Raw genomic sequence first — 12716 nt, 5'->3', positions numbered from 1 at the left:
ATGAAGCACGTGAACGTCATCGGAGCCCGGCCATGATGGGTGGGCACCACGCGGCCACCGGCGCCGCGGCCTGGGTCGCGGTCTCCTCGGGTGCGCCGTACACGCTCGGGCTGTACGAGGTCTCCCCGTTGGGGGTCGTGGCCGGGTCGATCGTGTGCGCCGGTGCGGCTCTGCTGCCGGACGCCGACCACCACAACGCGACCATCGCGCACTCGCTGCCGCCAGTGTCGAACGTGATCTGCTCCGGCGTCGGCGCGGTCTCAGGTGGGCACCGGCACGGCACGCACTCCCTGGTCGGGATCGCGGCCGCGGTGCTGATCGCCTTCGGTGCCGGGCTGCTGACCTGGGAATCGCCGGTCGGTGAGCTCGCCGTGGGCGCGGGCGTGTTCTCGCTGCTGCTCGTGGCGTTCGCCGCCAAGGCGCTCAAGCTGACCCGCGGAGGCGGCAAGCTCGGTCCGTGGCTGCTGGCCGCTGCACTGTCGGCGTTCATCATGTTCGCGGCCCCGAGCGAGTTCACGTGGCTCCCGGTTGCCGTCGGCCTCGGCGCGGCGATCCACATCGCCGGGGACATGCTCACCACCGGCGGTGTGCCGCTGCTGTGGCCGTGGGTGCCCAAGCCGCCCAAGGCGTGGGCCGCCACCCCGGTGCTGAACCGCTGCTGGCAGCCGAACGGCTACATGGGCGTCCCGGTCCTGGGCAACGCGGGCTCGATGCGCGAGTGGGTCTTCCTGATCCCGGTCACGCTGTACGCCGTCTACGGCGTCGTCTCGGCGATCGCGAGCGGGGTCGGCATGGCCGACGGCGTCGTCGCCGAGGCCATCACGCGACTGATTGAGGGACGACCTGCGTAACGAACGCCACCCAGCCATGTCCTACCAAGCATGAGGCAACGATGTACGACACCAGCACCACCACCGCCGACCGGCTCTGCGCCGACGTCATCGCCGACGCCCTGGTGGCCGACCAGCCGCGGTTCGCCTCGGGGGTCTGGACCGACCACACCGGACAGCCGCATGCAGCCAGCACGATGCACCCGCGCCAGGCGGACAACGTCTGGGCGCACCTCGTGGCGGACGTCGAGGCGTGGATCAGCAGCCGACTGGCCAACGGTCAGGCCGGCGGCTTGGCACTGGTCATGGCGTCCACCGGGCCGGCGGAGGTGCTGTCCCGCACACGGCTCGGGCAGGCGCTCGACACGGTCCGCTCCACGTAGGACGGCGGACTCAGCCGCGGGTCTCGCTGATGAGCTCGTCCGCGGCGGCGATGCTCGCCCCGGGCCAATCGTCCTGCCCCAACCGCTCGACAGCGGCATCCTTGACAGCGTCGAGCTGGTCGACGGTGAGGTCTGTGTGCGCGTCCCAGGAGATGCCGTAGAGCCGGTCGTCGACGGCGACCGCGAGGAGCAGGTCGTGCCTGCCGAGGCCCATGGCGGCCGCATCAGCCTCAGCCCACGAACGCCCGTCCTGCCCGTCGAATGTGTCGACGTAGACGACGAACAGCTCGAAGGGTGTCTCCTCGGACACCCGGCCGAGCGCCTGGGCGACCTCACCATGATGCTGTCCGAGCACATCGGCCTCATCACGGAGAGACGCAGCTGGTTCGACGGTGGGCGCGTTCTGCGCGACCCGCGGCTCCTCGACCCAGCCGCTGCTGACCAACAAACCGCATGCCCTCGTGCCAGCGTCACGCAGGCCACCATCGCGCACCGTGACGGTCAGACCCTCCTGGCGGACGTCGCACACCAATGGGCCGGGTTCATAGCCCTCGGGGGCGTTCGCCGTCCAGAATGCGGCGCTACCCGACCACGCCTCAGCGATCTGTGCGCAGACCTCGTCTGCTCCCACGCCGCTGACCGCCACCTCGGTCGGGTGCCCGTGTTCGTAGAGGGTGCACGACGTCGCCACAGCCTGTTCGGCCCGCGGCGAGGCGGCATCAGTCGCGGGCCCCGGTAGCTTTTCGTCGGGGACGGAAGCACAGGCCACCACGAGGCACACAGCCGCCGTCGCCACCGCGAAGCGCCCGGCGACCTTCATGACGCCCCTCACCGGGCCGCCGCTTCGTCGACGGCACCAGCGAGTTCGCCATACGGCGTCGGTCCGGCGTGCTCCTGCAGCCACGTCAGCGACATGCTGCGCCCGTCCCGGTCAGCGACGACCTGGCGCGGCAGGACGTAGAACTCCCACTGGCTAAGGTCGAGCTCGTCGTACCGCTCAGGGTCGGACACGGTGTGCACGCACAGTACGTACACGTCAGCGTTCCAACCCCTGGCGCCGTAGGCCCGTGGTGTGGTCCCACGGCTTGGTCTGGCTGATCTTGAAGTCGCCGAGCTTGATGGTGCGCTGCGCCCACGCCTGCAGGTGGGCGCGGACCTTGACCTCGACGCGCACTCCGTCGGGTGTCAGCACGTCGTAGGCGTCCCACTCGACACGGTTCCCGGCGGCGCCGAGTGCTCGGGCCACGAGGAACTCGCCGAGATATCCGCGCACGTTGTTCATCCGCAAGTCGCTCATCGCGAAGCGCCAGAAGTCCATGACCGTGGCGTCGAGCCCGCGGAACTTCTCGGACCCGTCGAGATTCCCAGCTCTCCCGTGCTCGGTTGCACCGCTCATAGCGGACATCATGCCTGGCGGGAGCCCGCCAGGCACCATCGGCGCGACGCTCCAACCTGGCAAGCAGACAGACAGCCAGGAAGGGGCGCGCACGATGACCACCACGATCGACTTCCGAGAGAACGACGTCGTCCGCTACGACACGCTGAGCCGACCGGACCGCTGGTGCCGGGAGGGCTTCGCGATCGCGCGGCGTCGCGGGGACGGGCGCATCGTCCTGCTCGACACGTTCTGGGCCCTTGGGTCCGAGAGCCACGTGCTGACCGGCGATGAGGTCGCCACCGCACAGGTGGAGTTCAACCTGGACGACTTCATCGCCGAACGGGACATCCCCGGCCGCTGGCCGTGGCAGGCGTTCCACCCGGACGACCGCCGCATGTACACCTCCCAGCACGGCCTGCGTGTGCACCGGTTCGTGCGCAAGGGCGCCGAGCCGGACGGCCAGACGCAGATCGACAACGCCCGCCGGCGTGTCAGCGAAGCCGAGGAGAAGGTCGCCTCGGCCCAGCGCAGCCTCGAGTACGCCCGCTGGATGCTCGAGCAGGAGACTGCCCGCCATGGCTGAGTCGGCTCCCGTCTACGACAGGTCGTCGGATCACCGCTACGACCCGAGCCACGGTGCGCGCAAGTTCGCGGGCGAGCCCACCCTGGACGGATCGCCCGTCGAGCGGGCCGCACGCCTGCCCGCCATGATCGAGTCCCACGACTGGGCTGACCGGGTACGTGCCGCCGCGATCCTGGAGTCACTGCGCAGCGACCTGACGCTGCCGGACGGGTTCCCGGTCATCGTGGAGGTGTCCAGCTCGCCGAACCTGGTCCGTTGGCCGCGTCCCGAGTACGTGCCAGCCCGCCACGTGTGGGTGGCACACCCCGACGTCGAGGTTCTGCGCGGTCTGCTGGACGACTACCAGGCCATGTGGGACGGCTACACCGCCCAGTGGGGTCCGAACGCTCGGCGACTCTTCACGGTCGCGGGCGTCGACGGTGTGAGCGCGGGCGGCCTGTACAGACCCGAAGCCAGCCCCGACGACGTCCTTCGCCAGACGGCCCAGGTGCACGGAATGCAGCGGTGGCTGCCGCAGCGACTGCGCTGATCGTCGTCCGGGCGCGTGCGCCGTCAACACACCGAGCATGAGCACCTACACCGAGCAGCTCCACCCGCGCGCAGGTGACGGGAAGTTCGCGACCAAGGCGGTCTCGGAGGCGTCAGGAGGCATGTCCGCACTGGAGGCGGCGCACCTGGGCGAGGCGACCAGGGCGGCCGAGACGATCCTCGGCCGTCGCGCCCCGCACGAGAACCCGTCCGCCGCGGCGGCTGCGGCGCAACCCGCGCTTACCGGAATGTCCGACCGCGCGCTGGGTGTACGCAAGCTGCGCCCGGTGGCCAATCCGCTGTCGGTTCGCTACCCGCAGCATCTGGCCGCGGTGGCCGATGGCGTCGTCGACACCCTCGCGCGCACCGAGGGATGGCAGCCGTGCGACCCGGTGCCCGACTCGGGCACCGACTTCGTGCCGACCGACCGCGCGGTGCGGATGACGTCTCGCCCGGAGATCGTCGTGCAGGCTGCCCCGTCGGTGACCGGGTCGGGGCCGACGACGGTCGCGATCCTGGACTCCAGCCTGCCCGACCCGTGGCGGTCGGCCGAGTACGCGCTGGTCAAGCCGAGCCCGAGCGAGGTCGATGTGGTGTTCGCCGACTACTCGGCTGACGGCCTGCTGCGCGAGAACGATCGGGCGCTGTCGCACCGGATGTTCGATCCGACCGCCGGGCCCGTCTCGAGGCGGGTCGGGCGTTGTGCCGAGCAGATCGCCGACATGGTCGACGACGAGATGCGGTGAGTCCGCCGTGTCCGCAGGCCGGGCACCCGGCACGGTCGGGCGCCCGGCCGACTTGAGCCGGGATTACATCAGTACTTGCCTCGGCCGGCCGCACCGCCTTCGTGTGCATGGACCAGGACGAGGGGCGTCAAGGTCCGGCGCCCCAGGACTCCTGGAGGCGACATGGCGATCGAGAGGTTGAACGTCCCGCTGCCGAGCGGGTTCGACGCGAGCAAGCACGGTGGCGCTCTGGTGGCCCTGGTGTCCCGCAAGCACGGCGAGGGCTGGGAGCTGGAGTCCATCGACCCTGGCGACGGCACCGCGACGATGACCCGGCAGGTGACGCTGACCGAGGTGCGCGCCAGCCAGCCGACCTCACCGACCAAGGCGGTGAATCTGCCGCGCGGGACCAAGCCGGCTGACGGCGACAAGATGGCCGCCCGGTTCGAGGACCAGCACCCGGGCTTCTACCTGACCAGCTTCGAGCCGTACCTCGGCAAGGCGACGCTGACCAAGCTGACCCCGGACGAGGCGCGCTGCCGCGGCGCGGTGGCCCTGGCGCTGGGCGTCAAGCCGTGGCAGGTGTCGGTGACCGGACGCCGTGACGGCGGGTTCGACCTGGACCTGCCGACCTACTCCCCCTCGAAGCACGGCGCCAAGCTCGAGGAAGTTGCCACCGAGATCGTCGGCAAGCCGGGCTGGTACGTCCAGGTCGACGCTGCGACGAACACCGCCTCGCTGATCCCGGCGGACCTGCCGACCTTCCCGGCGATGTACCCCTACCCGTTCGACGACGACGCCTCCGCGCAGTTCCGGATCCCGGTGGGTGTCGGGCTCGGCGGCCAGGGGCGACCGAACGCTCCGGCGGTGGTGGACCTGGACGGCACGGCCGGCGTTCTGGCTACCGGGCTTGCTGGCTCTGGGAAGGCGACCGAGCTCGCCGGTCTGATCCCGGTTCCGGTCTCCGACCGGTTCCCGACGGGCTGGGCGCGCAACGGTGACCTCATCGAAGGCGACCAGGTTTACGCCGTGGACGGATCGGTCACAACGGTTGTCGGGTTCTCCGACGTCGTGTCCGCCCCGGGGTATCGAGTCACGTTCAGCGACGGGCAGACCGTCACGGCGGACGCCGGTCACCTCTGGAAGGCTTCCAGCGCCGCCAGCCGGACCACCGCCACGCCGCTCCAGGTGCGCAAGGCTCAGGCGCGCGCCCTGGCCGAGCCACGCCAGCGTTCAATGAGCGCCTCAGCGGTAGCGCACAAGGCTGCCGAGCTGCGCTCGCTCGCCACTCAGATCGGCGCCGGGACGATGGGCACGCTGAGCGACATCGCGCGGCTCATCGGCTACAACCCGGTCACCCTCTACCGGTACGCAGCCGACTTCGAGCATCTTGCGACCCCAGTACGTGCATACGACACGCGCCGGCCCGGGTACGCGTTCGATATGACGGCCCTGGCCAGCTACTGGGACACCGCGCCCTGTGACGCGCCGCGCTTCGCGCGCTATGCGCTCACACCGCAGGACATCGAGTCAGTGCGCGGCACGTGGATGACCGGGATCGAGTTCGTCGAGCACCTGGTCGCGCGCGGAGCGGACCGGTCCGCCATGTCGGCTGACGCCACCGAGAAGCTGGGAACCATCGCTCGCAGGGTGGGTGCCGAGCGCAAGCACGTTGGTGTCCCCCGGACGGTCACCACGTATCCCGTCGACGAGGTTCTGGTGCTGCTCGCCGAGCACTTCGAGGCGAACGTGAAGCACGCCGCGCCGGTCGAGAAGGTCGTCACCACGCGCGAGATGTACGAGTCGTTGCGCTACGGGCAGGCCCAGCGCGCGAACTGGGCTGTGAGGGTCACCGAGGCCGTCGACGGGCCCGAAGTGGACCTGCCCGTAGACCCCTACGTGCTCGGTGCCTGGCTGGGTGATGGGTCGGTCGGCGGCGGGCAGGTGGCCAGTCACCCGGACGACCAGCCGGACCTGATCGCACACCTGACGGCCGCCGGGTACGAAGCGACCCCCACCCCCAGCAACGTATTTCTCGTCGGAGTGCGTGGTGGACTGTCGCGAGACCTGAGAACCGCGGGCGTCCTGGGCGACAAGCACATCCCCGCGGCCTACCTGCGGGCGTCCAAGGCGCAACGGCTCGCACTGCTGCAAGGCCTGATGGACACCGACGGGCACGTCGGTGCTGACGGCACCTGTGAGTTCGTCCAGGGCGGCGTCCACAAAGACCTGGTCATGAGCGTCCTCGAGCTGGTGCGGTCCCTAGGGATCAAGGCCACCGCGCCGGTCTGGGCACCGTCGCACTACACGAGTGCCGACGGCGAACGTGTGGAGTGCTCGGGCAAGTACCGGCTGGCGTTCACCACCGACCTGCCGGTGTTTCGCCTGCCGCGCAAGGCCGAGCGCCTGCCCGTGCCTGGCAGCCTGCGCCAGACCCAGCAGTGGAACTACATCACCAGCATCGAGGTCGTCGAGCCGGTCCAGATGCGCTGCCTCAAGGTCGCCCACCCTGAGCACCTGTTCCTGGTCGAGGGCTTCATCCCCACCCACAACTCGGTCTGGTCACAGAGCTTCCTGTTCGGCCTGTTCCGGCGTGGCTGGCAGGTCGCGATCATCAACGCCCCGCAGAAGAAGACGGACTTCGAGTGGGCCAAGCCGTACGTGCGAGAGCACGGCTGGGGATGCGAGTCCAAGCGGGAGGCCGTCGCGGTCGCCCGCCTCGTGCACGAAGAGGGCGTCCGGCGCGGCCGGCTCCTCGCCGAGCACAGCGCTTCGAAGTGGCAGGACCTGCCCGCCGACGTGCGCCGCGAGAACCCTCCGCTGATGCTCGTCGGCGACGAGCTCGCCGCCCAGCTGATGAAGGAAGCCGAGCCGAAAGGGCTGCCCAGGGAACACCCGCAGCGTCTGGAGGTCCAGCAGGAGAACCTCGAGTCCGACCTGCTCGCCGTCACGCTTGCCAAGATCCCCGCCGAGATGCGCGCCGCCGGCATCCGCGTGCTGTACCTGACCCAGCAGGCTCAGGCGAACTTCGGCATCGGGCCCAAGATCAAGGTCAACCTGCCCCACCGGGTGCTGCTCGGGTCCAAGCCGTCCAAGCAACAGCTCGGGCACGCCTTCCAGGTGCCGGAGAAGCTGCCGACCATCCCCCAGTACATCGTGGCCGACGACGACGCGGCGCGCGGCGTGGGCATCGCGGAGTTCGAGGGTCAGACGCCGCAGGTGTTCAAGGGGTTCTTCGCCACGACCGAGACCTATCTCGAGCGCATGACGGCGATCGAACTCCCGCGTGCCTCCAGGCCCGAGCCGAGCGCGACCCAGGTGGGCCGCCTGGTGCCACAGATCGCCGAGGAGCTCGCCGACGACGGCCCGCCGCGCTCCGGGCTGGACGCGGGAGGGTTCGGCGCTCCGGACGGTCGTGACGCCCCCGAGCCGCGACTCAAGGGCGCCGCGGCCGCGGCCCGTCAGCTGGCCGTCGATGCCGCCCAGCACGCACGGTCGGGGGTCGGATCATGACCGCGCCGACGCCCGCGATGATGCCGCGCCGCACTGACCTGCTGCGGGTCGCGAGCCTGGGCCACGCCGTGCCGTCGGGGCGCCGCGGGCTGCTGGTCGACCTCGAGAACTTCCTGCACTGCACGCACACCGGTGGTTGGGTCTCCGCCCAGGACGCCGACCGGCGGCTGCGCCGCGTGCTGGACGTCGAGGCCGACTTCCGGCTCGGCGTGTGCGCCCCAGGGCTGGTCGCCTCCTACCTGGGCCGGTCGAGCGTCGTCGGCGCTGACGTGCTGCCGCTTCGCGTGTGCCCGAACGCCCCTGACGCTGCAGACCGGATGCTCCTGGAGGTCGCCGAGCACCTGCTCAGCGTCGGGTTCACCGCCTTCACCGTCGCCAGCGGCGACCACGCCTTCTGCGAGCTCGCCGAGCGAGCCGACCTCGACGTCGTGGTTGCCAACCAGCACGCGCTGTCCGGCGACCTGGCCGCCTGTGCCACGACCGTTCGGGTGCTTGCGTGATCGCCACCGCAGGGCTCACCGCCGCCCGCTGCCCCACAGGAACACCAGGACGCGGCCGCGTCCGCAGGACCGATGAAGGGACCACCACTATGAGCACGATCGTCGCGCTGAGCGGGTACGCGCGCGCTGGCAAGGACACTGTGGCCGACCGGCTCGTCGAGGCTCACGGATACCGCAAGTTCGCGCACGCCGACGTGTTGCGCGAGTCGCTGTTCGAGCTCGACCCGTTCCTGGACGGGCACACCCACCTGTCCCAGGTGCCCGGCACGTGGCTCGAACTTGCCGAGAACCTGCTGCACGGCGGCGAGATCCGCCGTCTGGTCGGGGCGTTCGTCACCGACGTCATGGGGGTCACGCTCGACCTCGAGCCGGTCACCACCGACCACGCACTGGACCTGATGCGGGTACTGAATCCACGCGTGGACGGCAGCATCTCGCTGCGCGAGCTGGTCACTGAGGTCGGGTGGGACGAGGCCAAGACCGACCGCGTGCACGGCCCCGAGGTACGCCGCCTGCTGCAGCGCTTGGGCAGCGAGGTCATCAACCAGCACCTCGGCGCGGACATCCTCGGGCGTGAGCTGCTGGCCCGCATCGCGGAGTCGTTCGCCACCGACGGCGTCGGACCGGTCGTCGTCGGCGACGTGCGCCGCGACGACGAGGCCCACGTGCTGCTGGGCCGCGGCGCGACCTTGTGGCGCGTGGACCGGCCCGGCACCGGCCCCGCGAACGGGCACGTTACCGAGGCCGGCATCGACGAGGCCCTGGTGGCCGACGTCTTGGTCAACGACTCCACCATCGCCGCCCTGCACACCCGGGTCGACGACCTGGCCGTCTCGCTGCGCCGGCTGTCGGCAGCGGCCTGATCCTCTGCGAGGAGAGCCCACCATGCTCGTGACCACCACCGATGTCGCCACCGATGCGCCGCAGCACCCCACGCCGGGAGCGAGCTGGCCGTTCGCACTGGTCGGCGCGACCACCACGTCGTTCGCCGACTCCCTGACCGAGCTGGTCGGGACGCTGATCCCGGACTACGCACGCATGGACGACGACGAGGCGTTCGTGGCGCGTTGCGCGTACGCCGCGGCCGCGGCCACGGTGCAGCAGCAGGTGCTCCTGGCCCGGTCCGGGGTCGACGTCGCCGACGTGGACGAGAGCGTGCTGCAGGTTTTGCTCACCCCGCGTGAGGTGCCGGTCACCGTCGGGTCGTGGGCCGGCCCGGTGCCGCTGGTGCTGGTGCGCACCGACTACGCCCCGTTCAGTGCCACCCCTGAACCCACTGGACAGGTGTGGTTCATCGACCCGTCCGGTGAACGCGAGCTGCTGACCACACTGTCCCAGCTGGGGATCGTCTCGCTGCTGACGGGCGCCCGGTAGCCGTTACGGCTTCGTGGGCTCGGGACACGGAGAAGGCGCAGTCCGGGGCTGACCGAGGTGCGGGTACGACGGCGTCGTCCGACGCTCGACGTCGCACCGCGGCCTGACAACCTGGCTTCCGACGGCCGGGTGCGATGCGCCCAGCCCGACCTCGAGCCCGAGGACTCGCCGTCTCTCGGCCCTGCAGCGGCCTGTCTCGCCGAAGTGCCGCACGACGTCGCCCCCTGAGTGGCGGACCACGGGCGCGGCAGCGTCCCGTCGTCCGCGTCGTGGCGCTGTCAACACACCGGGCATGAGCACCTTCACCGAGGACCTGTCGCATCTCCGCGCGGAGCGCGGTGATGCGATGAGACATCGAACCCCGTTCGAGGTCTCACACCCACGCGCAGGTGACGGGAAGTTCGCGACCAAGGCCGTGGCAGATCCCGACGGCGGGCTCGACGCCCTGGCCGCGCCGGCTGAGCAGACCTCACCCTTCAACCAGCGGTACGACACGCTCGAGGAGAAGCTCGCCGCGTTCCACAGCGAGCTCGACGAGCGTGTGTCCGCCCTCGACGGGGACGCCGAGTGGAACGCCTACCTCGACGCGATGGCGAAGTTCCCCCGCTATTCGCCGACCAACCAGCTGCTGATCTCGATCCAGCGTCCCGACGCCACCAAGGTGGCCGGCTACCGCCGCTGGCAGCAGATGGGCCGCCAGGTCGACAAGGGGCAGAAGTCGATCCAGATCCTCGCGCCGAAGGCGGTCCGCGTCACCAAGACCGACGACGCCGGCAACCCCGTCAAGGGCGACGATGGCAAGTCGGTCAAGGAGCGCAAGATCGTCGGCTTCACCACTGCGAGCGTGTTCGACGTCGCTCAGACCTCGGGTGACCCGCTGCCCGAGATCCAGACCGAGCTGTCCGAGACCCCTCCACCTGGGTTCGTCGAGGACCTGCACGGCGCGATCGAGGCCGAGGGTTTCACCGTGTCCTACGAGCCGCTGAGCACACCGGGGCACCACGGATACACCTCCCCCGGTGACAAGCGGGTCGTCATCGATGCCGGGCTGTCGGACGGCTCAAAGGCCGCCACGCTCGCCCACGAGCTCGGACACATCAAGGCCGGACACCTGGAGCGCGCCGGTGAGTATCACACGGCGACCGGTGGGCACCGAGGCGCGATGGAGGTCGAGGCCGAGTCGATCGCGCACGTGCTGTGCCGCTCCAACGGCATGGACTCCACCGCCGACACCGCCGGGTCGTACGTCAAGGGGTGGGCGCTCACCGAGCGCGACGCCGAGGTGGTGCGCGCGTCGTCCCAGACCGTCTCGAAGGTCGTCAAGACCTTGCTGACCGAACGCACATGGACCAATGCCAAGGAGGTTGACTGATGGCAACGCGACCGCAGGCGCCGATCGAGATCATCTGCGAGGTCGACCGGCTCGTCTACGGCTTCGCCGGCGAGGACGACCACGAGGAGTGGGCTCTCGAGGGCGCGCAGTCCTACCTGTGGGCCTGGCCCGCCGAGCCGAGCGATCTCGCGACCGCAGGCGGCCGATGACGACGTCGTTGTCATCGGCCCGGCGTCGCCGTCAACACCACGGTCATGAGCACGTTCACCGAGGCCTCGTACCCGCGGCGCCGGGACGGCAGGTTTCAGGTCAAGGCCGTATCCGAAGCGGACGGCGGCACCGACGCGCTGGGCGCGCCCGGCGCGCTGGGCGACGTGGTTGACCCCGCTGGGGAGCCGATCAACGGGCTGGTCGCCCGCCAGGAGCCCGACGGGACCTGGGCGTTGCACCACGCTGCCACCAACGAGCCTGTCATCCCCGCGTCCCAGCGGCGGCGGCGGATACCGCACTACACGCGCGACGAGGCCGAGCTGTGGGCCCGGCAGGCCTACCCGCTGCTGGCCAAGGTCCGCTCACGTCTGGAGGGCACGTACCCGCAGGCGGTGCGCCGCCCGGGGCGTTGTCCGCGCTGCGGTGAGCAGCTGGACCAGGAGGTCGCCGGCGGCGCCCGCGACGCCTCCTACGTCACCTCCACCTGCCCCAAGTGCACCTACAACCGAGGCGAGGCACCCGCAGCATGAGCACCCACGACGAGAACCTTCACCCCCGAGCTGGCGACGGGAAGTTCGCGACCAAGGCCGTGTCCGAGTCCGCCGGCGGTCTGGACGCGCTCGGCGGTGAGCCGGACCAGCCCGCCAGCGAGCCGATCCCGGTGCACGTGGCCGCCGACGCGAACATGCGCTACGCCGAGGAGCTGCCGCCGTGGCCCACCGCGGCAGGCGCCGAGCCGCGGGCCGCGATCGAGTACAACGACGCCGACGACATCACGGCCACCGTGTGGACCGACCGGTCCGTGGTGCGGGTGGCCGGGTTCACCGGCTACGAGTCAGGTGCCGACACCTACTGGACCGACGCGGGTGCGTACGACGACGACCCCGACACCCGCGAGGCCGTCGAGGCGTGGGCCGAAGCGTTCCACTCCCGGGCGCAGATGGCAGTCCACGCCGTCGAGTCCGCGGCGATGCACCACGCCCACGCCGAGATCGTGGCCCGCGCCGGCCAGATCGGCTACGACGCCGAGGGGCGCCCGCAGCCCGACTCCGCGCTCGACGCCGCGGTGTCCGCAGCGGGCGGGTTCGGCGACGGCGTGCACGTCTCGCGCCGCGGCCAGGACGTGTCGCTGTCCATCGGCGACGAGGCGAGCTACCGGGTGCGCCGCAGCGACGCCGGCGAGGTGTTCCTGCACCGCAGCGACGGCAGCGGGGTGCCGCGCTGGGAGGCGACGGCCGCCTGGGGCGAGATCTCCCGGCGGATGAACCCCAGCGCGGCGTCGTCCGCGGCACGGTCCCGGCTGACGCAGGTGCTCGCTGACTTGGCCCGTGACCAGGGCTGACACCGGCGTGGGCGCCA

Annotated in this window: 16 protein-coding genes; 13 read left to right on the top strand and 3 right to left on the bottom strand. The window is 70.7% G+C overall.

Annotated features, from left to right (window positions below; genetic code table 11):
- Positions 1-32: 32 nt before the first annotated feature.
- On the top strand, positions 33-851 hold the full coding sequence (locus PZC42_RS05805) for a metal-dependent hydrolase (protein WP_277209206.1): 819 nt from the start codon (positions 33-35) through the stop codon (positions 849-851).
- Positions 852-892: 41 nt separating this feature from the next.
- The gene (locus PZC42_RS05800; RefSeq protein WP_277209205.1) at positions 893-1213 is read left to right on the top strand and encodes a hypothetical protein; all 321 of its coding nucleotides are present in this window, start codon (positions 893-895) and stop codon (positions 1211-1213) included.
- Positions 1214-1223: 10 nt separating this feature from the next.
- On the opposite strand, the gene PZC42_RS05795 is transcribed toward PZC42_RS05800, so the two are convergent.
- Genes PZC42_RS05795 through PZC42_RS05785 form a run of 3 tightly spaced genes read right to left on the bottom strand, consistent with a single transcriptional unit; the run spans position 1224 to position 2609 of the window.
- Entirely contained in the window at positions 1224-2033 is an 810-nt protein-coding gene (locus tag PZC42_RS05795; RefSeq protein ID WP_277209204.1) for a TPM domain-containing protein, read from the bottom strand.
- Between the two features lie 8 nt (positions 2034-2041).
- Complete coding sequence (locus PZC42_RS05790) at positions 2042-2233, bottom strand: hypothetical protein (protein WP_277209203.1); 192 nt, start codon at positions 2231-2233, stop codon at positions 2042-2044.
- A gap of 16 nt (positions 2234-2249) precedes the next feature.
- Complete coding sequence (locus PZC42_RS05785; protein WP_277209202.1) at positions 2250-2609, bottom strand: hypothetical protein; 360 nt, start codon at positions 2607-2609, stop codon at positions 2250-2252.
- A 94-nt stretch (positions 2610-2703) separates the two neighbouring features.
- Between PZC42_RS05785 and PZC42_RS05780 the strand changes: the two genes are divergently transcribed.
- The 11 genes from PZC42_RS05780 to PZC42_RS05730 all read left to right on the top strand — a co-directional run bounded on the left by PZC42_RS05780 (position 2704) and on the right by PZC42_RS05730 (position 12699).
- Positions 2704-3174, top strand: coding sequence for a hypothetical protein (locus PZC42_RS05780; RefSeq protein WP_277209201.1), 471 nt, complete (start codon positions 2704-2706; stop codon positions 3172-3174).
- Complete coding sequence (locus tag PZC42_RS05775; protein WP_277209200.1) at positions 3167-3703, top strand: hypothetical protein; 537 nt, start codon at positions 3167-3169, stop codon at positions 3701-3703. The genes PZC42_RS05780 and PZC42_RS05775 overlap by 8 nt, the downstream gene beginning before the upstream one ends.
- A 37-nt stretch (positions 3704-3740) precedes the next feature.
- Entirely contained in the window at positions 3741-4448 is a 708-nt protein-coding gene (locus PZC42_RS05770; protein ID WP_277209199.1) for a hypothetical protein, read from the top strand.
- A 162-nt stretch (positions 4449-4610) separates the two neighbouring features.
- Positions 4611-7940, top strand: a complete 3330-nt coding sequence (locus tag PZC42_RS05765; protein ID WP_277209198.1) for a hypothetical protein — start codon at positions 4611-4613, stop codon at positions 7938-7940.
- A complete protein-coding gene (locus PZC42_RS05760; RefSeq protein ID WP_277209197.1) occupies positions 7937-8440 on the top strand; it encodes a hypothetical protein in 504 nt (167 codons plus the stop codon). The genes PZC42_RS05765 and PZC42_RS05760 overlap by 4 nt, the downstream gene beginning before the upstream one ends.
- 89 nt (positions 8441-8529) lie before the next feature.
- On the top strand, positions 8530-9303 hold the full coding sequence (locus PZC42_RS05755) for a deoxynucleotide monophosphate kinase family protein (protein ID WP_277209196.1): 774 nt from the start codon (positions 8530-8532) through the stop codon (positions 9301-9303).
- Positions 9304-9325: 22 nt separating this feature from the next.
- Positions 9326-9814, top strand: coding sequence for a hypothetical protein (locus tag PZC42_RS05750; protein WP_277209195.1), 489 nt, complete (start codon positions 9326-9328; stop codon positions 9812-9814).
- A 292-nt stretch (positions 9815-10106) separates the two neighbouring features.
- Positions 10107-11186 carry an ArdC-like ssDNA-binding domain-containing protein gene (locus PZC42_RS05745; RefSeq protein ID WP_277209194.1) on the top strand — a complete coding sequence of 360 codons (1080 nt, stop codon included), beginning with the start codon at positions 10107-10109 and terminating at the stop codon, positions 11184-11186.
- Positions 11186-11356 (top strand): hypothetical protein, encoded by a 171-nt coding sequence (locus PZC42_RS05740; RefSeq protein ID WP_277209193.1) that lies wholly within the window; start codon positions 11186-11188, stop codon positions 11354-11356. Before PZC42_RS05745 ends, PZC42_RS05740 begins: the two co-directional genes overlap by 1 nt.
- A 45-nt stretch (positions 11357-11401) precedes the next feature.
- A complete protein-coding gene (locus PZC42_RS05735) occupies positions 11402-11887 on the top strand; it encodes a hypothetical protein (protein ID WP_277209192.1) in 486 nt (161 codons plus the stop codon).
- Positions 11884-12699 carry a hypothetical protein gene (locus PZC42_RS05730; protein ID WP_277209191.1) on the top strand — a complete coding sequence of 272 codons (816 nt, stop codon included), beginning with the start codon at positions 11884-11886 and terminating at the stop codon, positions 12697-12699. The genes PZC42_RS05735 and PZC42_RS05730 overlap by 4 nt, the downstream gene beginning before the upstream one ends.
- Positions 12700-12716: the final 17 nt, after the last annotated feature.

The organism is Isoptericola croceus (assembly GCF_029382255.1).
GTDB classification, from domain to species: Bacteria; Actinomycetota; Actinomycetes; order Actinomycetales; family Cellulomonadaceae; genus Isoptericola; species Isoptericola croceus.
This window is presented reverse-complemented; position numbering and strand designations above follow the sequence as displayed.